Annotated in this window: 22 protein-coding genes, 1 pseudogene and 1 riboswitch; of the genes and pseudogenes, 9 read left to right on the top strand and 14 right to left on the bottom strand. The window is 63.6% G+C overall.

What is annotated here, in order from left to right:
• Positions 1–10: 10 nt before the first annotated feature.
• Genes ABID59_RS03235 through ABID59_RS03225 form a run of 3 tightly spaced genes read right to left on the bottom strand, consistent with a single transcriptional unit; the run spans position 11 to position 2,689 of the window.
• Complete coding sequence (locus ABID59_RS03235; protein WP_148751114.1) at positions 11–1,399, bottom strand: ATP-binding protein; 1,389 nt, start codon at positions 1,397–1,399, stop codon at positions 11–13.
• 19 nt (positions 1,400–1,418) lie between these two features.
• Positions 1,419–2,150: a response regulator gene (locus ABID59_RS03230; protein WP_148751115.1), complete on the bottom strand. Its 732-nt coding sequence runs from the start codon at positions 2,148–2,150 to the stop codon at positions 1,419–1,421.
• Positions 2,147–2,689 (bottom strand): MarR family winged helix-turn-helix transcriptional regulator, encoded by a 543-nt coding sequence (locus ABID59_RS03225; RefSeq protein WP_187434824.1) that lies wholly within the window; start codon positions 2,687–2,689, stop codon positions 2,147–2,149. The genes ABID59_RS03230 and ABID59_RS03225 overlap by 4 nt, the downstream gene beginning before the upstream one ends.
• Before the next feature lie 338 nt (positions 2,690–3,027).
• On the opposite strand from ABID59_RS03225, the gene ABID59_RS03220 reads away from it, so the two are divergent.
• From ABID59_RS03220 to ABID59_RS03205, 4 genes and pseudogenes are all read left to right on the top strand, one after another.
• Entirely contained in the window at positions 3,028–4,110 is a 1,083-nt protein-coding gene (locus ABID59_RS03220) for a branched-chain amino acid aminotransferase (RefSeq protein WP_354082418.1), read from the top strand.
• A gap of 122 nt (positions 4,111–4,232) precedes the next feature.
• Positions 4,233–5,906: pseudogene (gene hisS, locus ABID59_RS03215) on the top strand (histidine--tRNA ligase); the annotation flags it as partial.
• Positions 5,907–6,027: 121 nt separating this feature from the next.
• On the top strand, positions 6,028–6,231 hold the full coding sequence (locus ABID59_RS03210) for a tautomerase family protein (protein ID WP_008144861.1): 204 nt from the start codon (positions 6,028–6,030) through the stop codon (positions 6,229–6,231).
• 173 nt (positions 6,232–6,404) lie between these two features.
• Positions 6,405–6,797, top strand: a complete 393-nt coding sequence (locus ABID59_RS03205) for a thioesterase family protein (RefSeq protein WP_354082417.1) — start codon at positions 6,405–6,407, stop codon at positions 6,795–6,797.
• Between the two features lie 14 nt (positions 6,798–6,811).
• Here the strand turns inward: ABID59_RS03205 and proC are convergent, their stop codons facing one another.
• Together proC and ABID59_RS03195 are read right to left on the bottom strand one after the other, a co-directional pair.
• On the bottom strand, positions 6,812–7,651 hold the full coding sequence (gene proC / locus ABID59_RS03200; RefSeq protein WP_354082416.1) for a pyrroline-5-carboxylate reductase: 840 nt from the start codon (positions 7,649–7,651) through the stop codon (positions 6,812–6,814).
• A gap of 198 nt (positions 7,652–7,849) precedes the next feature.
• Positions 7,850–8,350 (bottom strand): type III secretion system chaperone family protein, encoded by a 501-nt coding sequence (locus ABID59_RS03195; RefSeq protein WP_148751121.1) that lies wholly within the window; start codon positions 8,348–8,350, stop codon positions 7,850–7,852.
• A 407-nt stretch (positions 8,351–8,757) separates the two neighbouring features.
• Positions 8,758–8,915: riboswitch (FMN riboswitch) on the top strand.
• A gap of 76 nt (positions 8,916–8,991) precedes the next feature.
• Here ABID59_RS03195 and ABID59_RS03190 point away from each other — a divergent pair.
• The gene (locus ABID59_RS03190) at positions 8,992–9,549 is read left to right on the top strand and encodes a 6,7-dimethyl-8-ribityllumazine synthase (RefSeq protein WP_354082415.1); all 558 of its coding nucleotides are present in this window, start codon (positions 8,992–8,994) and stop codon (positions 9,547–9,549) included.
• Between the two features lie 113 nt (positions 9,550–9,662).
• Here ABID59_RS03190 and ABID59_RS03185 read toward each other — a convergent pair whose 3' ends face one another.
• Entirely contained in the window at positions 9,663–10,235 is a 573-nt protein-coding gene (locus ABID59_RS03185) for a DUF1700 domain-containing protein (protein WP_354032991.1), read from the bottom strand.
• Positions 10,232–10,561: a PadR family transcriptional regulator gene (locus ABID59_RS03180; RefSeq protein ID WP_148751124.1), complete on the bottom strand. Its 330-nt coding sequence runs from the start codon at positions 10,559–10,561 to the stop codon at positions 10,232–10,234. Before ABID59_RS03180 ends, ABID59_RS03185 begins: the two co-directional genes overlap by 4 nt.
• Positions 10,562–10,658: 97 nt before the next feature.
• Between ABID59_RS03180 and ABID59_RS03175 the strand changes: the two genes are divergently transcribed.
• The gene (locus tag ABID59_RS03175; protein ID WP_354082414.1) at positions 10,659–11,771 is read left to right on the top strand and encodes a serine hydrolase domain-containing protein; all 1,113 of its coding nucleotides are present in this window, start codon (positions 10,659–10,661) and stop codon (positions 11,769–11,771) included.
• 81 nt (positions 11,772–11,852) lie between these two features.
• Here ABID59_RS03175 and ABID59_RS03170 read toward each other — a convergent pair whose 3' ends face one another.
• The 7 genes from ABID59_RS03170 to ABID59_RS03140 form a co-directional block, all read right to left on the bottom strand.
• Complete coding sequence (locus tag ABID59_RS03170) at positions 11,853–12,806, bottom strand: ribose-phosphate pyrophosphokinase (protein ID WP_187434825.1); 954 nt, start codon at positions 12,804–12,806, stop codon at positions 11,853–11,855.
• Positions 12,807–13,000: 194 nt separating this feature from the next.
• The gene (locus ABID59_RS03165) at positions 13,001–13,630 is read right to left on the bottom strand and encodes a hypothetical protein (RefSeq protein ID WP_354082413.1); all 630 of its coding nucleotides are present in this window, start codon (positions 13,628–13,630) and stop codon (positions 13,001–13,003) included.
• A 157-nt stretch (positions 13,631–13,787) separates the two neighbouring features.
• Positions 13,788–16,841, bottom strand: a complete 3,054-nt coding sequence (locus tag ABID59_RS03160) for an ATP-binding protein (RefSeq protein WP_354082412.1) — start codon at positions 16,839–16,841, stop codon at positions 13,788–13,790.
• A gap of 98 nt (positions 16,842–16,939) precedes the next feature.
• Positions 16,940–17,707, bottom strand: coding sequence for a peptidoglycan editing factor PgeF (gene pgeF / locus ABID59_RS03155; protein ID WP_354082411.1), 768 nt, complete (start codon positions 17,705–17,707; stop codon positions 16,940–16,942).
• Positions 17,707–18,825, bottom strand: a complete 1,119-nt coding sequence (locus ABID59_RS03150; RefSeq protein WP_354082410.1) for a class I SAM-dependent methyltransferase — start codon at positions 18,823–18,825, stop codon at positions 17,707–17,709. The genes pgeF and ABID59_RS03150 overlap by 1 nt, the downstream gene beginning before the upstream one ends.
• A 21-nt stretch (positions 18,826–18,846) precedes the next feature.
• Positions 18,847–19,692, bottom strand: coding sequence for a prolipoprotein diacylglyceryl transferase (gene lgt, locus ABID59_RS03145; RefSeq protein ID WP_354082409.1), 846 nt, complete (start codon positions 19,690–19,692; stop codon positions 18,847–18,849).
• A gap of 8 nt (positions 19,693–19,700) precedes the next feature.
• On the bottom strand, positions 19,701–20,438 hold the full coding sequence (locus ABID59_RS03140) for a dienelactone hydrolase family protein (RefSeq protein ID WP_148751131.1): 738 nt from the start codon (positions 20,436–20,438) through the stop codon (positions 19,701–19,703).
• 184 nt (positions 20,439–20,622) lie between these two features.
• Between ABID59_RS03140 and ABID59_RS03135 the strand changes: the two genes are divergently transcribed.
• From ABID59_RS03135 to pth, 3 genes are all read left to right on the top strand, one after another.
• The gene (locus tag ABID59_RS03135; RefSeq protein WP_354082408.1) at positions 20,623–20,874 is read left to right on the top strand and encodes an accessory factor UbiK family protein; all 252 of its coding nucleotides are present in this window, start codon (positions 20,623–20,625) and stop codon (positions 20,872–20,874) included.
• Between the two features lie 182 nt (positions 20,875–21,056).
• Positions 21,057–21,782: a 50S ribosomal protein L25/general stress protein Ctc gene (locus tag ABID59_RS03130; protein WP_354082407.1), complete on the top strand. Its 726-nt coding sequence runs from the start codon at positions 21,057–21,059 to the stop codon at positions 21,780–21,782.
• A gap of 58 nt (positions 21,783–21,840) precedes the next feature.
• Positions 21,841–22,446 carry an aminoacyl-tRNA hydrolase gene (gene pth / locus ABID59_RS03125; protein WP_354082406.1) on the top strand — a complete coding sequence of 202 codons (606 nt, stop codon included), beginning with the start codon at positions 21,841–21,843 and terminating at the stop codon, positions 22,444–22,446.
• Positions 22,447–22,448 lie beyond the last annotated feature (2 nt).

Below are 22,448 nucleotides of genomic sequence, written 5' to 3'. Positions count from 1 at the left end.
GCTGCTGCAGCTACACCGGAATCCGCACGCTCGCCCTTAATCCGCCCATCGGGCTGTCGCCGAGCGTGATGTCGCCGCCATGCGAGCGGGCAATGTCGCGGGCGATGGCTAGGCCTAAGCCCGTGCCGCCTTCGTCCTGGTTGCGGGCGTTGTCGAGCCGCAGGAACGGCTTGAACACTTCCTCGCGCAGATGGACGGGAATGCCGGGGCCGTCGTCGTCGACGGTCACGGTGAGGTAGCGGTGATCGCGCTGGCCGGAGATGGCGATCGCCTTGCCGTAGCGCGCCGCATTGGTGACGAGATTGGCGAGGCAGCGCTTGAACGAGGCCGGCTTCACCGTCACCACGGGCAGGCCGCTGAATGTCACGGTCGCGATGTGGCCGTGGCGTTCGGCATCGCTGCGCAGCTCCTCGAGTGCCTGGGCCATGTCGGTCGGCTGCGACTGCTCGCCGGAATCGCCGCGGGCGAACGCAAGGTAATCCTCAAGCATCATCGACATCTCGTCGACGTCCTTGCGCATGCCCTCCATCTCGGGGCTGTCGCCGATCAGCGCCAGCTCGAGCTTGAAGCGGGTGAGGATGGTGCGCAGGTCGTGGCTGACGCCGGCAAGCATCGCGGTGCGCTGCTCCATCGCACGTTCGATGCGCGACTTCATCTCGAGGAAGGCGCCCGCCGCGCGCCGCACCTCGCGCGCGCCGCGCGGCCTGAAGTTCGGCGCCTCGCGGCCCTTGCCGAAACTTTCCGCGGCGTCCGCAAGCCGCAGGATCGGCTTGATCTGGTTGCGCAGGAACAGCACCGACACGATCAGCAGGATCGACGATGTCCCGACCATCCAGAACAGGAAGATTTCCGAGTTCGAGGCGTAGGCGGCGCTGCGCTGCGCGAACACGCGCATCACGGCATCGTCGAGCTGGATGCGGATCTCGACGAGGTTGGAGCGGCCGACCGTATCGATCCAGAACGAGCGCCCGATCTGGCGGCCGAGCTGCACCGACAGCGTCTGGTCGAGCAGCGAGAAGAACGGCTTTGGTCCCGGCGGCGGCATGTCGCCGGCCGGCAGGAAGTCGACGACGAGACCGAGGCGCTGCTGCGCGATGCGGCGGATCTGGTCGCGGTCCTTGTCCTGCGGATAGCCCTTGTAGACGTCGATCAGCCCGGCGATGTCCTGCACCACCGCGGCCGACAGCCGGCGTGTCACCGTGTTCCAGTGCCGCTCCATGAACACGAAGGCGACGACCGATTGCAGGATCACCATCGGCACGATCATGATCAGCAGTGCGCGGGCATAGAGGCCGGTCGGCATCCAGCCCTTGAACGCGTTGCCCATCCAGCCATTGGCGGCAGAGACGCGTCCGGCGGCGCTCTTGAGCAGCGTCAGGCCGGTATCGATCGTGCTCATCGGTCGTGCTTCACTGCTTTTATGGCGAGGCTACCAGCCGATAGCCGATGCCGCGCACCGCCTGAAGGAACAGCGGATTGGCGGGATCGGTTTCGATCTTTCGCCTGAGGCGGTTGATCTGCACGTCGACGGCGCGCTCGTTGACGCTGCCATTGCCGGTCAGCGCACTGCGTGGCACGGTCTCGCCCGGCGTCTCCGAGAGAATCCGCAGCATCTCGCGCTCGCGGTCGGTCAGGTGGATGACCTCCTCACCCTGGCGCAACTCGCCGCGATCGAGATGGTAGACGTACGGACCGAATGCGATCTTCTCGACCGTCACGGCCTGCGCCGGCGGCGCGGCGCGCTTGAGGATGTTGTTGATGCGCAGTGCCAGCTCACGCGGCTCGAACGGCTTTGCCACGTAATCGTCGGCGCCGATCTGAAGACCCTCGATGCGGGCCTCGGCTTCATGGCGCGCCGTCAGCATCACGATCGGGACCGAAGAGGACGTGCGGATGAAGCGGGCGAGATCGAAGCCGGTCTCGCCGGGCATCATGACGTCGAGGATGAGCAAGTCGAAATGCAGGCCCAAAAGCTTTGAACGCGCATCACCCGCGCTTGAAGCGGTGGTGACGCGATAGCCTTCGGCCGCGAGGAAGCGCGACAAGAGATCGCGGATGCGGCGATCGTCGTCGACCAGCAGAAGATGCGGGGCGTCGTCAGCCGGTTCTACCGGCGGACGGGCGAGCGTGGCAGCGAGCGGCACGGTCACTCCTTTTCGTCTTGATGGCTGGTGGCGAAGATCGTCTCGAGCACCTTGTCCGGATCGTCGCGGTCGATCATCGCGCGCAGGAAACGCTTGACGGTCTCGGCATCCTGCGGCGCCAGCTCGGCGAGCGCCTTGGTGATGCGCGTGGTCTGCAGGCCGGCGAGCTTCTGCACCAGTGCCTCGCCCTTCGGCGTCGCATAGAGCAGCCGCTGGCGGCGGTCATTGTCGCCGGTCTTCTGCAAGATGTAGCCCTCGTCCAGGAGCTGCTTGAGCACGCGGCCGAGCGATTGTTTTGTGATGCGCAGGACGTCGAGCAGGTCGGCGACCTTCAGGCCGGGATAGCGATAAACGAAGTGCATGACCCGGTGATGGGCCCGGCCGAAGCCAAAAGCCTCCAGCTCCTGGTCGGGGTCGCCGACGAAATCGCGATAGGCGAAGAACAGCAGCTCGATGATATCCCAGCGCAAATTGCCTCCTTCGCCTGCCGCCGGCCGTGGCTCGGCAGCGTCTTGAGAGGGAGTCGCGAAATTTATGTCAGGCATATTGACGTATCTTGGGTTCAATGTTACAAAACGATTGGCCCACACGAAATTTTAGATCGTCTCGTGTCGGGTGGCATTTTCAAGGGCGGCCGGAGCGAGCCGGACAGGCGGCAACGGCCGGATCAGATCTACCGTGCGATTGTCGAGCGGCATTTCGGCAAAACATACTGGACTTCCGCCTTCCGCAAAAGCATGTCCTCGACCGACATGCTGGCCACGGAAACCGGCCGTAACAAGGCTGGCGGTGGTTCGGCCAGAAACCACATCAAGTCAGCCGGGCCCGGAACGGGCAGGCGGGCGCCGGAACAGCGCAGCCACCGGCAGCGGGAGCCAAGGACATGAGCATGAAATTCGACATCCAGCCCGCATCCAATCCGACGCCTGAGAAGGACCGGGTCGCCAAGCTGGTCGATCCCGGCTTCGGACGCGTTTTCACCGACCACATGGCGGTGGTCCGCTACAACCAGGCCAAGGGCGGCTGGTATGAGGCGCGCGTCGAGGCCCGCGCCAATTTCCAGATCGATCCGGCCGGCGCGGTCCTGCACTACGCCCAGGAGATCTTTGAAGGCCTCAAGGCCTACAAGCGCGATGACGGCGGGGTGAATCTGTTTCGTCCCGACGCCAATGCGCGGCGCTTCAAGGACTCCGCTGATCGCATGGCGATGGCGCAGCTCCCCGAGGACGTCTTCATCGAGGCGGTCGAGCAGGTCGTGCGCATCGACCGCGCCTGGATCCCGGGCGGCGAGGGCAGTCTTTATCTGCGCCCCTTCATGATCGCGAGCGAAACCTTCCTCGGCGTCAAGCCGTCGTCCGAATACATCTTTGCGGTGATCGCCTCGCCGGTCGGCTCCTATTTCAAGGGCGGCCCCGCGCCGGTCTCGATCTGGGTCTCCGAGAATTACACGCGTGCCGCGGTGGGCGGCACCGGCGCCGTCAAATGCGGCGGCAATTACGCGGCGAGCCTGCGTGCGCAGGCCGAAGCGATCCAGCACGGCTGCGATCAGGTCGTGTTCCTCGACGCGATCGAGCGCCGCTACATCGAGGAGCTCGGCGGCATGAACGTGTTCTTCGTGTTCGAGGACGGCTCGCTGTCGACGCCGCCGCTCGGCACCATCCTGCCCGGCATCACCCGCGACTCCATCATCACGCTCGCCCGCGATGCCGGCAAGACCGTGCGCGAGGAGCCGTATTCGATCGATCAGTGGCGCAAGGATGCGGCGAGCGGCAAGCTGAAGGAAGCCTTCGCCTGCGGCACCGCGGCCGTGATCTCGCCGATCGGCAAGGTGCGCTCGGTGAGCGGCGATTTCGAGATCAGCGGCGGCGCTGCCGGTCCCGTCGCCATGGGCCTGCGCAAGCAGCTCGTCGACATCCAGTACGGTCGCACCAACGATCCGCACAGCTGGATCAAGAAGGTGATTTGAGATCTCGTGTCCCGGACGCGGCGCAGCGCTTCTTCAGCGGTGCGCCGCAGAGCCGGGACCCATGCCGCCGCGGATGGACCCCGGATCAGCAGCGCACCACGCCGCCAAGAGGCGGCGCGCTGCGCAGCATCCGGGGAACACCATTAGCCGGCAGTTGCCGCATCGCACGTCGGCTGGTAAACGCCCGCATGGCCGAAAAACCCAAAAAACCCCAGAAACTGAAGGCGCGTCTGCCGCGCGGGCTTGAGGATCGCGATCCCGCCGCGATCCGGGCGACGCGCGAGATGGTCGAGAAGATCCGCGCCGTCTACGAGCTCTACGGGTTCGAGCCGGTGGAGACGCCGGCGATGGAATACACCGACGCGCTCGGCAAATTCCTGCCCGACCAGGACCGCCCGAACGAGGGCGTGTTCTCGTTCCAGGACGATGACGAGCAGTGGATCAGCTTGCGCTACGATCTGACCGCGCCGCTCGCGCGCTATGTCGGCGAGCGCTACGGCACCGACGGCCTGGTCCTCCCCTATCGCAGCTACCGCGTCGGCTACGTCTTCCGCAACGAGAAGCCAGGCCCCGGCCGCTTCCGCCAGTTCATGCAGTTTGACGCCGATACGGTCGGATCGGCGACGCCGGCGGCGGATGCCGAGATCTGCATGATGGCCGCGGACACGATGGAAGCGCTCGGCGTTGCGCGCGGCCAGTATGTGGTGAAGGTGAATAATCGCAAAGTGCTCGATGGGGTGCTCGAAGCTGCGGGGCTTGGCGCGACCGAAAGCGCCGAAAGGCGTCTTATCGCGTTACGTGCGATGGATAAAGTTGACCGATTGGGTGCGGCAGGCATCAGCGATCTACTCGGGCCGGGCCGAAAGGATGAGTCCGGCGACTTTACCAAAGGCGCACAGCTCGCACCCGAGCAAATCGAAATGCTGCTATGGTTTATTGGTGGCGCGCATCCGCGATTAACTGCCGAGCAATCCTACTACCAAAAGTACGGGCTTGCTGATTTGGGACCTGCGCAGATCCCGAATTACACGAAGGGCTTTCTCCAGATCGAAAACCACGAACGTGTCGCTCGACTGCGCTACCTCGCATCCAATAATTCGCTGCTTCAGAGCGGATTGGACGAAATTGAAGAGATTTGTCGGTTGGTGCACGTGTCGGGTTATGGCACGGACCGCATCAGTTTCGACAACTCAATCGTGCGCGGCCTCGAATACTACACCGGCCCCGTCTACGAGGTCGAACTGCTGCTCGACACCAAGGACGAGAAGGGCCGCCCGGTGCGCTTCGGCTCCGTCGGCGGCGGCGGCCGTTACGACGGCCTCGTCTCGCGCTTCCGCGGCGAGCCGGTGCCGGCGACCGGTTTCTCGATCGGCGTGTCGCGGCTCCAGGCCGCGCTGACGCTGCTCGGCAAGCTCGACACGCGGCCCGAAGTCGGCCCCGTCGTCGTCACCGTGTTCGACCGCGACCGCGTCGCCGACTACCAGAAGATGGTCGCAAGCTTGCGCACCGCGGGCATCCGCGCCGAGCTCTATCTCGGCAATCCCAAGAACATGGGCAACCAGCTCAAGTATGCCGACCGCCGCAACTCACCCTGCGTGGTCATCCAGGGTTCGGATGAAAAGGCGCGCGGCGAGCTGCAGATCAAGGACCTGATCGAGGGCGCCAAGGCCGCCGCTGCCATCGCCTCCAACCAGGAATGGCGCGAGACGCGCCCCGCGCAGTTCTCGTGCAGCGAAGCCGACCTCGTCGCAAAAGTGCGCGAGGTGCTAGCGCGCCATGACGTCAGCTGGGGCTAGCCATTCGTTTCGATCGTCGTGCCCGGGCTTGTCCCGGGCACCCACGTCTTGTTTGATAGCGATGTCCGTGGATGGCCGGGACAAGCCCGGCGATGACGGAGAGGCGAGAGGGAGAGATAATATGCCTGAGATCACCGTCAGCATGGCCGAAGGCCGCACCGACGAGCAGAAGGCCGGCATGATGCGCGACATCACGCAGGCATTGGTGAAGAATCTCGGCGTCGACGCCGATGCCGTCGTCATCCAGATCAACGAAGCCCCGCTCCGCCACAAGATGAAGGGCGGCAAGACCTTTGTGGAACGCGCCGCGGCGGCGAAGAAGTAGCCAGCGCTCGTTCGGCATCCACCGCCGTCGTCCCGGCGAAAGCCGGGACCCATAACCACAGGGAGTGGTTGTGGAGGCGAGCTGGTAACTCCGAGTCTTCGCCAAACTCGATCCTGTGGTTATGGGTCCCGGATCTGCGCTTCGCTTGTCCGGGACGACACTGAGCAAGCCCCATGGACGCACGCGACTTCATCACAATCGGCATGAGCGCCGAGCGCACGCTGGTGGTGCCGGCCGAGCGCACGGTTGGGCATTTCGTGCCTGATATGCCGATGGTCTATGCGACACCGATGATGATCCTGGAGATGGAGATGACGTCGGGCGATGCGATCCGCTCCGCGCTGCAGCCGGGCTGGGTCACTGTCGGCACCGAGGTCGACATCCGCCATCTCGCCGCTGCCCTCGTCGGCGCGACGGTGCGTACCACCGCGAAAGTGACCGCGGTGGAGCGCCGCGTCATCCGCTTCGAGGTCGAGGCATTCGAGGGCACGCGCAAGCTCGGCGAAGGCCGCCATGCGCGCGGGCTCGTCAATGTCGCGATGTTCAACAAGCGGTTGGGAGCGTAGCGGCGCGCGCCGCGCTACTTCGCCAATTCCTTCGACCGCTTCGTCGCCGCCGCAATCGCGCGGATCATCAGATCGCGCAGGCCGGGCTCGCCCATCAGCACGCCGAGCGCCGCGGCGGTGGTGCCGCCGGGCGAGGTGACGTTCTGGCGCAGCGTGCTGGAGGGAAGATCCGACCGGTGCAGCAGCTCGCCGGAGCCCGCGACCGTTTCCCGCGCGAGCTTTGTCGCCAGCGCCTCGGGCAGGCCCGCTTCGACGCCGGCGCGTGCGAGCTCTTCGGCGAGCAGGAACACGTAAGCGGGCCCGGAGCCGGAGACGGCAGTGACGGCATCCATCAGGCTTTCATCCTCGACCCATTCGACCGAGCCGGTGGCGCGCAGCAATGCATCGGCCACCGCGCGCTGCGAGGTGCTGACGTTCTTCGCAGCAACGGCCACCGTGATGCCGCGGCCGATCGCGGCCGGCGTGTTCGGCATCGCGCGCACCACGGCGCCGCCGCAGACCTCCTCGAGCGAGGCAATCGTGGTTCCCGCCATGATCGAGACCACCGAGGTGTTTTCCGAGACGAACGATTTCAGCTTGGCGCCGGCCTCGCGGAACATCTGCGGCTTCACCGCAACGACCATCGTCTCGACATGGCCTGCCGCCCTCACATCAGGATTGAGCGCGACGCCCTTGGCGGCCAGCGCGGTGATCTCGGGCGAGATGTGCGGATCGATCACCGCAACGCGGCGCGGATCGAGCCCGCCCGCCAGCCATCCGGTCAGCATCGCGCCGCCCATCTTGCCGGCGCCGGCGAGCAGGATGGTTCCGGTGATGTTTTGGAGAGTGCTGCTGCTGGCCACTGCGGTCACCATGAACAAAGGTGTCGTCCCCGGCCTAGTGCGCAATTGCGCATGGGGGCCGGGACCCATATCCCACGAGTGGTTCTAGTGGATCGAGGTGTTGGCAACAAGCCGCGTGCCACAAAGCTAGATCACGCGGTATGGGTCCCGGATCGGCGCTCCGCTTCGCTGCGCTTGTCCGGGACGACGGTGGAGAGGAAGGGCGCGGCCTTACGCCTCACCCGCCGTATCGAACATCGCGGCGTCCATGGCCTGCGCGGTCGTCTTGCCAGCCCACACCACGAACTGGAACGCCGGAAAATAGCGTTCGCAGGCGTGAATGGCGCCGGCGAGCATGGCTTCGCATTGCGCGGTCGAGGCGGTCAGTCCGCCCGGCAGCACCAGCGCCTGACGGTGCATGATCATGCCGGTGTTGGTCCACAGGTCGAAATGGCCGATCCACAATTGCTCGTTGACCGCGGCGACGAGCCGCTGCACCTCGCCTCTGCGTGCAACAGGAATCTTCATGTCGAAAGCGCAAGCCAGATGCAGCGCTTCGATCTCGCCCATCCAGGTGAACGAGATCTGGTAGTCGGTCCATTGCCCCTTCGAGACAATGGTCAGCTCGTCTTCGCCGGAACGTTCGAACGGCCAGTTGTTGCTGGCAGCGATATCCTCGACCACCGCGAGCGGGTGGCTTTTGGAATCGATGGTGCCTTCGAGCAGGGACATGCCGTCTCGACCTCTTGCCTTCTTGTTGTCTTTGATACGCACGCGGTTGGTCCGGCGCGCGCTCCCTTAATGTCGTTAAGGCGATCCCTTTGGAGTCGCTCTCGCGATCTCGGGATCAGCGCGGGCTTGTCGCGGATCAACTGATGTGATTTGCGGAATCTGCGCAACCGGCTGCCGAGTCCGTCCACAAGCCAGGACTCGTTCGTCCACAGCTCATCTCGGCCACAATTATTAACGAAAAGAACAAACCGGAATCGGACTCCCGGACCGCGTACCGTTAATCCGCCCCCCGAGGGCCAGCCCGCCATGGGCGGCATGGGACCATGCGGTTTTCCCATGCGGAACACGCTTGCTGCGGCGCCGGACCGGCGTCATATTTCCACTCAGGTCGCTCAATCCCGAGCGGCCGATGTTCTCAGGGCGGGGTGAAAGTCCCCACCGGCGGTAAAGGTCGAAAGGCCTAAGCCCGCGAGCGCCTTCCCCAAGGTTTTGCTGAAGGGAAGGGTCAGCAGATTCGGTGCAACTCCGAAGCCGACGGTTAAAGTCCGGATGAAAGAGAACGGTCGGTGGCAGACGCATCGCAAGATGCGGCTGTCTGTCGTTCCGTGTGCCCTGATTCTGGTCCTTAACTGAGGAAAGCCATGAATCAGATGTTGCAATATCCCCAAACCGAAACCTCCCAGACACAACCGCCGCCGGTTCCACAGGACCCCGCGACCGAGTATCCGCGCTTTGCGAAACCGCAGCGGGTAGCCTTCGTGCAGGCCTGCTGGCACCGCGACGTGGTCGCGGAGGCCCGCATCGCCTTCATGAGGGAGGCGGAGGCGCGCCACCTCACTCATGTCGACGTGTTCGAGGTGCCGGGCTCGTTCGAGATCCCGCTGCATGCGCAGGTCCTCGCCAAGACGCGGCGCTACACCGCGATCGTCGCGGCCGGGCTTGTCGTTGACGGTGGCATCTATCGCCACGAGTTCGTCGCCGACACCGTGATCAAGGCGCTGATGGACGTGCAGCTTCGCACCGAGGTGCCGGTGTTCTCCGCCGTGCTGACGCCGCAGCAATTCCACGAGACTGAGGTGCATTACGATTTCTTCCGCAGGCACTTTGCGATCAAGGGCGTCGAGGTCGCGGCCGCTTGTGCGGAGACGTTGCACGGCCTGGAGCGCCTGCGCGGCCAGGTCGCGGCGGGGATTGTGTAACTGTCCCTTCACACGCCGCTGATCGTCAATCCCGCCGCCGTTTCATCAGGTCGGTGGCGGGAGGAGGCCGTGTTGAGACGGGGCGGCCGGCAAGATCGGAAGCCGGCTGAAACTCACGGCTCGGTCCGGTCCGGCTTGAGCAGCCGGTAATGCAGCCGGGCATAATTGCCGAGCCACCGGACGGCGGCATTGAGTCCCAGCGCCAGCAACGCAGCGAACCCTGCGCCCGTGGTTACCAGCGCGACGCCTGCGAGCCCGCGCAAGATCAGCTCGACAATCCGCCCGTCGCCGGAATGCTTGTAGACGCTGATGAGCAAACCGATGCCGACGATTCCCAGCACGCACATCACGAAGGCGATCACGAGCAGGATCAGCAGCACAGCGAGCAGCAGCGGCAGCAGCAGGACGATGTCGACCACGGCGAGGCCACTGAGCGCGAACAGCGCGGCCGTGGAGTTGCGGAAGGAGTGATGGTTCTCCCACCGGCGCAATCCCGTCTCGGCGCGCAGCTCGCGTGCCAGCCGTCTGGGGTCGCCAAGCGCGGAGGCGACCTCCTGCTCCGTCCGCCCCGAGGCGCGGGCCTCCTCGAAATGGGCGGCGTAGTCGGCCAGGATGTCGTCGATCTCGGCCGCGGGCAGTCCCGCGAGCCCATCGCCGAGCATCTGAAGGAAGTCGGCGCGGTTCATTTGGCGTCTCCGAGCAACCGGTCCACGGCATCCGAAAAGCTTCGCCATTCGCGCTTCTGCGCGGTGAAGGCGGCGCGGCCGGCGGCCGTCAGGCGGTAATATTTGCGCGGCGGGCCGCTATTGGATTCCTCGAGGCGGGTGTCGACCAGCCCATCATCCTGCATCCGCCGCATCAGCGGATAGATCGTTCCTTCACCCATGCCGACGCCGGCCGACAGCGTGCTCGCGATCTCATAGGCATAGCTCTCGCCGCGTGCGAGCAGGGCGAGCACGCAGAGCTCCAGCGCACCCTTCTTGAGCTGAACCTGATTCGACGAGTCGGCCATTTCCTCCTTGACTACACCGCTTTCGGGGGAGCTTATATAGCAAGGTACTGTGTATTACAAGGTACCTGTTAATAGCCAATTCCGGAGGAGAGGATCAATGGCTTATCTCAACCGTCGTCATCTGCTGGCAGGCCTTGGTGTGAGCGTTGCTCTGCCATGTGCGTTCCCATCTGCGTTCCCATGGGCCGTGCCCGCCATTGCCGCATCATCAGATGCGGCGGAGCGCCTCGCCGGGCTTATGCAGACCGGAAAGGTGCCCGGTCTGCATGTGCTCCTGGTCAGCCAGGGCGGCAAGCTTGTGTTCGAGCATTACGGCCGGGGCGCGGACGAGCGCTTGGGCACTCCGCTCGGCGACGTCGTCTTTGGTCCCGACGTGCTGCACGATCTGCGCTCTGTCTCGAAGAGCGTCGTCGGTCTCGCCTATGGCATTGCGCTCGCGGAAGGCAAGGTGCCGCCGCCTGACGCAAAGCTCTACGCGCAGTTTCCGGAATATGCCGATCTCGCCGCGCAGCCCGGCCGCGACAAGCTCACCATCCACCATGTGCTCTCGATGACGCTCGGCCTGGAATGGGAGGAGCTTGCAATTGTTTACGGCGATCCACGCAACGCCGAGACGGCGATGGAAGCCGCGCCCGATCGCTACCGCTTCATCCTGGAGCGACCGATCGTCGGCGAACCAGGCGCGAAATGGACTTATTGCGGCGGCGCGACCGCGCTGCTGGGCCGGCTCATTGCCAGGGGTACCGGCGAAGCCCTGCCGGCCTATTGCCGCCGCGTGCTGTTCGATCCCCTCGGCTTTGGTCCGTCCGACTGGAACGTTGGCCGTGACGGCGAACCGCGTGCGGCGTCAGGGGCGCGTCTCCTGCCGCGCGATCTCGTCAAGATTGGTCAGCTCATGCTGGCGGACGGCAGCTGGAATGGAAAGTCCGTCGCTCCGTCTGACTGGGTGAAGCGCGTGACCACACCGGTCGTCCCGACCCGGGTTGGCCGCGATTACGGCTATCACTGGTACATGGGCGATTTCGTCACGGCGCAACCCCTGCATTGGTTCGGCGGTGTCGGCTGGGGTGGCCAATATCTGTTCGTGATGCCGGCGCGCGATCTCGTCGTGGTGATCCACTGCGGAAACTATCAGCGATCCGGCCGGGAGCAGACCGAAGTGATGCTCGCGCTGATGAAGGAGGTGGTGCTGCCGGGCTTTGCGGCGTGAGGCGCCGCCGGCGTCGCAAAAGAAAAAAGGTGGGCACGGCGCGTCGCGCCTTTGCCCACCCCAGGACAGCGTAAAACCAGGTCAGTCGAACAGGCTCGACACCGACTCTTCCGCCGCGGTGCGCGCGATCGCGTCGGAGATCAGGCTCGCGATCGGCAACGTCCGGATGTTCGGGGCCTTGGTCACCGCTTCGGTCGGCAGGATCGAGTCGGTGATGACGAGCTCTTTCAGCTTCGAGCCGGCGATACGGGCCGCCGCGCCGCCGGAGAGCACGCCGTGGGTGATGTAGGCGGAGACGTCCTTCGCGCCTTTGGCGATCAGCGCATCGGCTGCGTTCACCAGCGTGCCACCGGAGTCGACGATGTCGTCGACCAGGATACAGCTGTAGCCGGCGACGTCGCCGATCACGTTCATGACCTCGGACTCGCCCGGACGCTCACGGCGCTTGTCGACGATGGCAAGCGGGGTGTTGATGCGCTTGGCGAGGCCGCGGGCGCGGGCCACGCCGCCGACGTCGGGCGATACCACCATCACCTTGCCGAGATCGAAACGTTCGCGGATGTCGCGCACCATCAGGGGGGCAGCGAACAAATTGTCGGTCGGGATATCGAAGAAGCCCTGGATCTGGCCCGCATGCAGGTCGAGCGTCATGACGCGGTCGACACCGGCATGGGTGATCAGATTGGCGACGAGCTTGGCCGAGATCGGCGTGCGCGAGCCGGAGCGGCGGTCTTGCCTGGCGTAGCCGAAATAGGGGATCACTGCGGTGATGCGGCGCGCCGAGGAGCGGCGCAGCGCGTCGGTGATGATCAGCAACTCCATCAGATTGTCGTTCGCCGGAAACGAGGTCGACTGAATGATGAAGGCATCCGAGCCGCGGATGTTCTCCTGGACCTCGACGAAGATCTCCATGTCGGCGAAGCGCCGGACCACCGCTTTGGTCAGCGCCATGTCGAGACCCTGCGCGATGGCCTGCGCGAGAGCCGGATTGGAGTTGCCGGCGACGAGCTTGATGGAGCCGTTTTTGGCCGACATGGACGCTTCCTCCCGCGCTTTGCTGGATACGACGTTCAACATCAGAGAATACCCACTGGCAGCACGGTTACGACGGGCGAGGAAATATCAGGCCGAAGCCCGCAATGGCAACCCGGGATGCTACGTTTTCCCTCTGAAAATCCTGAGTCGGGCCAACGGCTTGGCTGGTACTTGGGCCCGTGGTTTAGCGGTGGTTATTGCTGGGCATAGCCGAGCGCCGAGGCCTGCCTCTCCGGCGCCCCAGAATCGGGTGCCACGCTTGCCACGGCGGGTCCGCGCAGGCCCGGAACCGAGCCCGGCGAGTCCGCCGGCGCTCCGTTGATCATATTGGAAAGTCCGCTGAATCCGGCCTGGGCGATCTTCCGCAGCACGAGGTCGTCGGCCGCCTGCCAGGGATCACGCGCCGCGTCCCGGCCGCCCTTGGCCGCGGTCGGTTCCTCGCCGGAGAGACGCAGCGCCCGCTGCTGGTTGGCGTCATAAACGTCCCAGACCCAGGCGATCACGGTCTTGCCGCGCACCACCTGGGCGGAGAGGTAGCTGCGCACCCGGTAGGCGGCCGTCCCCTCGCGGGAGACCACGGACAGACTGCGAAGCTTGGATTCGCTGTCGAGCACGCCGACCATGCGGTCGAACACCTGCGGCGGCGGCCCGTCGATCGACTCGAAGGCGACCGTCGCCCCGGAGCCGGCGCTCGGCGCCATCGCGTAGGAATTGGCGGGCGCGTTGCCGCCGGCGCAGCCGGCCAGCACGGTTGCTGCTGCCAGCAGCATGACCGCGAGCCCGCGCGAGCCCGCGCGGCGCAAGATGGATGACGCTTCCCTCATTGAGGGCAGCGATATCGTTAAAATCGATTAAGGTCTAGGGCAGAGGCGACACGGAGACAGAGTGACACAGAGACGGAGCATTCCAGGACTCGCCGCTTGCAGGGGAAAGTTGAACGTACCGAGAACCCGGCCGCATCTTTCTTCGACGCCACGATCGTCAGTGCACCACGTACGCGAACATCTTCGCCAGGCTGACTTGCAAGCTGGATAATTTGAGGGGGCAGTCTCGCTCGGGGACAAATCCGACCAAAGGTACGTTGAATCCTCTCCTGAACTCCAGGCGCTGGCCTTCCGTTGTCCACACGAAAGTCTCCCTGCAGTCAGCCTGATATGACGACGTCTGGACTTGGCTGCCCAGGGGTCCCAATTGTCCGAGTGAGGTGCCGTTCTCTCCCCATAGTTCGTGAACTCCGCCCGGCCGGCGCCGCATCACGAGATGATCGTCTTCGCTGAATAGCCAGTCGCTGTTGTCGATCCCGTCGACGTGCGCGAGTATCCGGGCTTTCCGCTCGTCAAGATCGATGCTCCATAGATCGACGCCGCCCTCTTTGGATATGATAACGAGCCGGCGTCGATCTCTCGAGATCAGGATTCGATCGTTGAAACGAATTTGCAATCCCTCGATGCGACGAGGCACGTTGTCTTGTTCAAGCCAGATCCTCGCCAAGCCTTTGCTATCTTCGGGCATCCATGCGTAGCCCTCCATAGCCCCCTCAATGTGGGCCGTTTGTGCTGCGATTTCCGGCGGTTCGAATTGCAGGGTTCGGCAGTTGAAAATCCAGAAGATTGTGCGCGTCGGCGAAGAGTCGGGAAAGATGATGCGGTCACCGAGCACAATCGTCTGCGCGCTTGATTCGGCAGGTTGGTTCAGCAATCTCATGGGCATGTCAGCTGGCAGAGGGGTCTCTCTTGTTTCACCGACAGAGAATCTTGCAGCAGATCCGTTTTCTCCCGCCACATGATCAATGGCTATCGTACCTAGACTTCTCTCGCGAGCGAACGACAGAATGGTACGTGCTCCGAGCTCGATGAGGCGCGTATCTCGCACCGGGCCTTGATATCTCTGATCTAGCAGTTGCTGACCGAAGCCTGTCGTCCACAAAGTCACTCGCGACGTTTCGTTGTCCTGACCGGTTACGGCGGTCAAGAGCGCAGAATCGCTCCGCTCCGTATCGACCGAACGGCTAGGAGACACGTTGTCATGGTCTATCGAAACCCACTTGCTGCTCTTCGTGTCGAAGAGCACCGCGAACGTCTCGAACGTCTCGAAATTCACGAACGGCCCTTTGACGGATGAGATTTTCGTTGTTTTGTTCGGCCGGCCCTCTTGCGGGGTTGTGATGCCGAGACTTTGGGTTCCGTCGATGTTGAGGCGGGTCAAACGGCCTGCAGGCGGATCGTAGTTCCAGATCGAGTCTTCGACAACAAATCCGAAAGCTGCGCCGAGAAAGGCACCTGTCTCGAAATCCCAGGCAGTGACCCTGCTGCTTTCCATCCCTGTACCCGAGACCAGAACGGTTCGCTTGCCTGGCCGTGCCGCAACATTGGCGGTCGTCGTTCTGACATAGCGGAAGGAGTCTGCTGTTGCCGTCGATTTGTCGAAATGATTGTTTTCGTCGACGATCTGCCAAACCCGCGTGGTAGTTGTCGCAATGACGACCACGACGCCGAGAAAGGTCGCTCCGACTATTGCAGCCACCGGGACTCCGTATCCCACGATCAGGCTGCGGCGAATGAGTCTCCGGGCGTCCGGCTGATGTAGCGCGGCCGGAGGTGCGTCTCGGCGAATGAGATGCAGGTCGGGCCGGGGAATGACGCCGCCCGAGGTCTTCGCTCTTGTCACGAAGTAATCGAGACGAGCGGTCGCAGTCTCGCTGCGCGTGTTCTGCTCTTCAGTTGCGATCTTGATCGGTTCGACCAGATAGTCGTGAATAAGAGACCATCGAAGGTCGTCGATGTTCTTATCGATTCTTGTCAGGACGCGTGCTTGTTCCAGCTCGCGCAGAATGGAGTTGATCGCGTCCAAGGTCGCGCGCTCTCCGGCCGCTCCGGCTTTTGCCTTCTCGACGATTTCCTCGGCGCGCGCGGGTTCGGCTTTCTTGTTGTTCGGGATGTCGCATAATTGACGCAACACCGCCCGCGCCAAAACTGCGTCGCCAGTAATGTCGATGACGCCCTTCACGAATTTCGAGCGCAGCCCGGCGGCCCGGCCGGCACTGCGATAACGCTCGACGGTGAGGTCCCCCGACAGGGCGGTGCATACGATCTGCAGGTCGGCTGGCCTCACCTTCCCCTCGATCGCGAGATCGTTCGCGATCAATTCCGGTAAGTCCAAATCGAACTCAAGATGATCTTGCCTGGCACACTCCTGAATGATCTCTTCTGCCTCATTCGTTTCGAGGTTCTCCACGAGGAACGTGTCTTCGAATGAAACGATATGATCGGGGCCGCGCGAGATGCTCTTGAAGTCGATAAGATATTCTTTCCGGATGCCGATAATAATCCGATTGCCTTCGCCGACGATTTTCCAGAGCTTGTCGCTGAGAAGCTTTCGGTCGTTTGCATTTCGAAACCGCGACAGAAGCTCTTCGAATTGATCCAGAATGACGACGGTCGGCTTCTTCTTGTCCTGTCGAGAGTTGGAAATCCTGTCGCTGATCTCGGCGATCGCATCTTCAATTCTGAGCGAGTGATCGGGCGTGGTGGTGTGAGACAAACCCAACTCGCCCGAGTTGGATATCATTGCGACCGAGTACCCCGATTCTTCAAGCTTCTTGACCAGCGCGCATTCGAGCAGTGAACTCTTGCCCACTCCGCTGTCACCGGTAACCAGAGCAATCTTGAAGCCCGCGCGTTCGATTTGACGGGTGAGTTGTGTTGCTTGAATGCGGCGTACGGATCCTGGCAGTTCATCGCCCCTCAGGAAGCGCCGCAACCCTCGGAAGGCCCCCGCGGCTGTCGATGTCTCGACCTTTTTCTGTTTCGCCGCTGCCTGCTGGCGGGCATCACGACGATATATCAGGAACGAGATCAGAAGGCCTGCACCGGCGATAATGAACGCGACGATTTGATTTGCGGGTTCAGGAATTTTGATGAACGATCCACTAGCGCTCGCAATCGTCGTTCCGAGCGACGCGATTGTTCGCTTCCACGCCTCGACGAGCTTCAAAAACTCGCGGGCGTCTGGCGCCTTGTCGGCGGGCAAAGACATATGTCGGCTAATCCAAAAACTGGCAAAAAACTCTAGTATCTCGATGCAACTATTAAGTGTATATAATTTATCCAGAGGGTACAACCAGTTGTTGGCCGTCACCCCTCCAGCGCGATCGCGTGAATGTGGCGGCCGTAGTCCGGCTCCTTGCGATGAACTGAACGGCGATAGCTGAAGAAGCGCTCGTCCGCATACGTGTCCAGGCCAAGATCGTCGATCATCAAAATGCCGGCGGCTTCCAAACGCCTACGGATGAAGCCGGCGAGGTCGAACATCGCGTGGCCCTCGCGCACCGACGGGATGAAGAACACGGCGTTGTCCGCATCCGCATCGAGGAAGCGCGCGACGAACTCGTTGCCGACCTCGTAACTGTCCTGCCGGATCAAGGGCCCGATCGCGGCGATGATGCGGTTGCGGGTGGCGCCGAGCTTTTCCATCGCCAGAATCGTGGATTCCAGCACGCCCGTGAGCGCACCCTTCCAGCCGGCATGCGCGCCGCCGATCACCCGCGCATTGGGATCGACGAACAGCACGGGGCCGCAATCGGCGGTGGAGACGCCGAGCGCGATGCCGGGTGTTTTGGTCACCAGTGCATCCCCCTTCGGCCGCGGGCCGCTTGGCCAGGGCGCGTCGGCGACGAGGACGTCGGGCGAATGGATCTGATGCAGGCTGAGGAAGCGCTCCGGCGCAACGCCGACATGCTCGGCCATGCGGCGGCGGTTCTCTGCGACTAGGGCCTGATCGTCGCTGGAGCCGAGCCCGCCGTTCAGCGCGGCATAGATGCCGTTTGAGACGCCGCCTTCACGCGTGAAGAAGGAATGGCGCAGGCCGGGCACCGCCGACAGCAGCGACGAGGTGAGGGTCATCAATGGCCTCCGGCCTGTTCGAGATTGCTGAGACCCGCAAGGCCCGTCAGTCGCGGCTCGGAGATGCCGAGCACCTTGAACATCGCGCCCATGCCGCCACGCCCGGTGTCGGTCAGCCGCTTCAGTGCCACGGAAATGTCGGTCGCCACCTCCGGCGTCGCCTTCTGCATCAGCGCGGCTGCGCGGGTGTCGATGCCGACACGCTTGAGGAAATCGCCTTGCGTCACCGGCCCGTGCACGCGAGCGCCGACGTCCTCGGCCGCGCGTGCGAGCGCCTGGAAGTCGACATGGGCGGTGAGGTCGGCCTGGCCCGGCGCCTTCAGGGGATCGGTGAAGGAGTGACGTGCGATGGCCTGAAAAGTGTCGCCGGCATCGCTGCGCAGATGGCCGTAATCGATGATCAGCGCCGCGCCATCCTGGTCGCGCACGCGCGTGGCGAGCTTCATGATCTCGGTATCGGGCCGCCATTCGAACACCGCGCCGACCGGCGCCGCACGCACCAGGGGCGGCAGCAGCACGTCGAATCGTGGCGTCGGCTCGGCGGCCGCGTCGAACTGAAGCTTGCCGTTGGGGTCGATCTCGACCACACGCTCGTGCCAGCCGGTCTCGCGCTTCACCATCTGGTGGATCGGCAATACGTCGAAATATTCGTTGGCGAGGATGATGCTCGGTCCCTCAGGCACGTCATCGATGCTGTCGTGCCAGGCGATATTGTTGCGCACGCCCGACAATGTCGCACTCTGCCGCTCGCGCAGAACCGGATTGACCTCGACCAGATGAATGCTCAGCCCTTGATAGAGCGGCGGCAGCACGCGCAGTGCGCGCAGCGCGTCCGCCATCATGGTGCCGCGGCCGGGGCCGATCTCGATCAGCCGCAGGAGTTGCGGCGAGCCCATCTGCTTCCAGACCGAGGCGGACCACAATCCCAGCAATTCGCCGAACATCTGGCTGACTTCGGGCGCGGTGGTGAAGTCGCCCTCTCGTCCCAATGGATCGCGCGAGACATAATATCCGTGGCGCGGATGCATCAGGCACGTTTCCATGTATCGCCAGACCGGCATGGGGCCTGAGGATTTGATCAGCGCCTTGATCTCGTTGAGCAATGGCTGTTCGGTCACGATCTGTCTTCTCGAAATGAATTAACGAACGGGATCGAGCGCCTTCGGCGCACCGCGCCTGACAGCCCATACAATAAGTATACCTCCGACGATAAGCATCGGGATCGACAGCAGCATACCCATGGTTAACCCGCCCCAGAGGAAGCCGAGCTGCTCGTCCGGTTCGCGAAAATGCTCGCCGGCGATCCGCGTCAGCCCATAGATTAGGATGAAGCTGCCGAGGATCATACCCGGCCGTTTCAGCGCGCCGAAGCGGATCATGATCGCGAGCACGGTGAACAGCAGGATGCCCTCCATGCCGGCTTCATAGATCTGGCTCGGATGGCGGGGCAGGTGGGTCGGATCGTGGGGAAAAATCATCGCCCAGGGCAGGCTCGCATCGGTGGCGCGGCCCCATAATTCGCCGTTGATGAAATTGGCGATACGCCCGAGCAGAAGCCCTACGGGAGCGACCGCGGTGGTGATGTCGCCGAGCGACAGGATCGAGATGCCGTTGCGATAGGCAAACCACATCACCGCGACGACGCAGCCAAGGAAGCCGCCATGGAAGGACATGCCGCCCTCCCACAGCCGGAAGATCGCGGCCGGATGATCGATGAAGAAGGGCAAATTGTAGAACAGCACGTAACCGGTGCGGCCGCCCAGGATGATGCCGAGCGTGACCCACAGAATGAAGTCGTCGATCTGCACCAGCGACATCGGCGCGGGGCCGTCCCACAGCCGCTCGTTCTTCAGCAGCGAGCGCGCATAGAGCCAGCCGATGACGATGCCGCCGATATAGGCCAGCGCGTACCAGCGGATCGCGAACGGCCCGATCGCGACCGCGATCGGGTTAAAGGACGGAAAGTCGATGAGCAGAAAGGGCATCGTGCCTTCTATGACTGGACGAGATTGCGGCGATAGAGCGCCAGCAGGCGCTCCCAATGCCGCTCGGCGGCGTCGCGGTCATAGACCGGGCGCTTGGGAAAGGCGAAGCCGTGATGGGTGCCGGGATAGATCTCGACCTCGGCTTTCGCGCCGCTCATGCCCTGCTTGACCCTCTCGATGATCTCGGTCGGCGCGTAGATGTCGGTCTCGGCGCAGGCGAAATAGAGCTCGGCCTTGGTCTTGCTCGCGGCGAGATGCGGGCTGTCGTCCTGATCGGTCGCGAGCTGCGTGCCGTAGACCGAGGCGGCCGCCTTGACGCGATCGGGGAAATGCGTGGCGGCGTTGACGGCATAACGGCCGCTCATGCAGTAGCCGACGGTGCCGATGATCTCAGTGTTCGCGGCCGTCTGGCCCTCGGCATAGGTGAGCAGCGCGCGCGTGTCGTCCATGATCATGGGAATCGTGAGCGAGCCCATCAGCGCGAACATGCGCTTGCGCTCCGGTGCGTTCGGATCGGCCGGCAGCGCGCCGAGCTCCATCACGCCGGAGCGGTAATAGAGGTTCGGCAGCATCACGTAATAGCCCGATGTCGCGAGCCGGCGCGCCATGTCGCGCAGCTCTTCGCGGATCGCCGGCGCGTCCATGTAGAACAGGATGACAGGGAACGGTCCGGCGCGCTCGGGATGAACGATGAAGGTCGCGGTGTGGCCGTCCCTGGTGGGAATTGCGATCTGCTGCTCGATCATGTCTTGCGTTCCGCTTTGTGATTCTTGTTATGCAGGGACGTTGAATACGATTGCAAGGAAACCGGGGCATGACAAGGATACCGCCGCGCGGCCCTTGAACCGGCCTCCGCGGATTGCCATTGTCTTATCCGCCGTTCGCGCAAAGTTTATCGCAGGCCGCCAAGAGACCGATCAGGAGACCGACATGACCCAGACCACCAACCGGTTTTTCGACGAGATCGGCCGCTTGATGAACGACGCCGCCGGAGCTGCTCAGGGCGCCAAGCGGGAGTTCGATACGGTGCTGCGCAATCAGGCCGAAAAATTCCTGCGCGACATGGATCTGGTCAAGCGCGAGGAGTTCGAGGCGGTCAAGGATATGGCCCGCCTCGCTCGTGAGGAGAACGAGGCCCTGAAGGCGCGTATCGCGGTGCTGGAGGCCAAGCTCGGCGGGTGAGGTCGCTTACCTCCCCTGGAGGGTGGGAACCCGGGCGGGCAGCCCATTCTCCTTGTCATTTCTGCATCTTCCGGGTAAAAGCCCGGCAGTTCGTGGCCCCCGCACCCCTGGAGGCTTGCTGCGAACGATGCCATGGGCCGCGCTGCGGCCCATTAACTTTTGCAAAAACAAGGACTTAGACTATGGCGACGACCGTCAAGGAATTGAAGGCGACCGCACGTCCGAAGAGCGGCAAGGGGGCCGCCCGGGCTGAGCGTCGCGCCGGGAAAGTGCCCGGAGTGATCTATGGCAACAAGCAGCCCCCGCTCCCGATCTCGGTTGACGATCGCGAACTGCGCCAGCGCATCCTCGCCGGCCGGTTCCTGACCACGCTGGTCGACATCGACCTCGAGGGCCAGAAGCACCGCGTGATTCCGCGCGATTATCACCTCGATCCGGTCAAGGATTTCCCGATCCATGTCGACTTCATGCGGCTCGGCGAAGGCGCCACCATCCGCATCAGCGTGCCTCTGCACGTGGTGAAGGCGGAAGGCTCGCCCGGCGTGAAGCGCGGCGGCGCCGTCAACATCGTCGCCCATGCGATCGAGCTCGAATGCGGCGTAGAGAGCATCCCGCAATACATCGAGGCCGATGTCGGCTCGCTCGAAATCGGTCACTCGCTGCATCTGGCAGACATCAAGCTGCCGGCCGGCGTCAAGGCGCTGACCCGCGAGGACGCGACCCTCGTCACCATCGTGCCGCCGTCCGGCTACGCCGAAGAGCAGAAGGCCGCGGCTGCGGCTGCTGCTGGTGGCGCGGCTCCGGCGGCTGGTGCAGCTGCTCCGGCGGCAGGTGCTGCTCCGGCTGCGGGTGCTGCTGCTCCGGCGGCCGCTGCCAAGGCTCCCGCCGGCGGCGACAAGAAGAAGTAATCTCTCATAGCTGGCGCGCGGTCTCTGATCGCGCGCCGAGCGAGGGGCGTGCCGCGTCATGCGACTCTTTGTTGGGCTCGGCAATCCCGGCGCGAAATACGCACGTAACCGGCACAATATCGGCTTCATGGCCGTCGACGAGATTGCGCGGCGTCATGGTTTCGCACCATGGCGCCGTCGTTTTCAGGGTGAGACCTCGGAAGGCACGCTCGGCACCGAGCGCGTGATCCTGCTCAAGCCGACGACCTATATGAACGAGTCCGGCCGCAGCGTTCAGGAGGCGGCGAGCTTCTTCAAGATCGCGCCGGGCGACACCACGGTGTTTCACGACGAGATCGAACTGCCGCCGGGCAAGGTGCGGGTGAAGATCGGCGGCGGCATTGCCGGACATAACGGCCTGCGCTCGATCTCCGCCCATATCGGCAACGAGTATCGCCGTGTCAGGCTCGGCATCGGTCATCCCGGCGTCAAGGACATGGTGCACGGCCATGTGCTGTCGGACTTCGCCAAGGCCGACAACGACTGGGTGACGACGCTCTGCGACGCGGTGGCCGAGCATGCCGCACTGATCGTCAAGGGCACGGACGCGACCTTCGCCAACAGGGTGCATCTCGCGATGCAGGCGAAGGGATTTTTGACCAAGGACGAGAACGGCAAGGAATAACG

Source organism: Bradyrhizobium sp. S3.3.6 (assembly GCF_040546905.1).
In the GTDB taxonomy this organism is placed as follows: Bacteria; Pseudomonadota; Alphaproteobacteria; order Rhizobiales; family Xanthobacteraceae; genus Bradyrhizobium; species Bradyrhizobium cytisi.
This window is presented reverse-complemented; position numbering and strand designations above follow the sequence as displayed.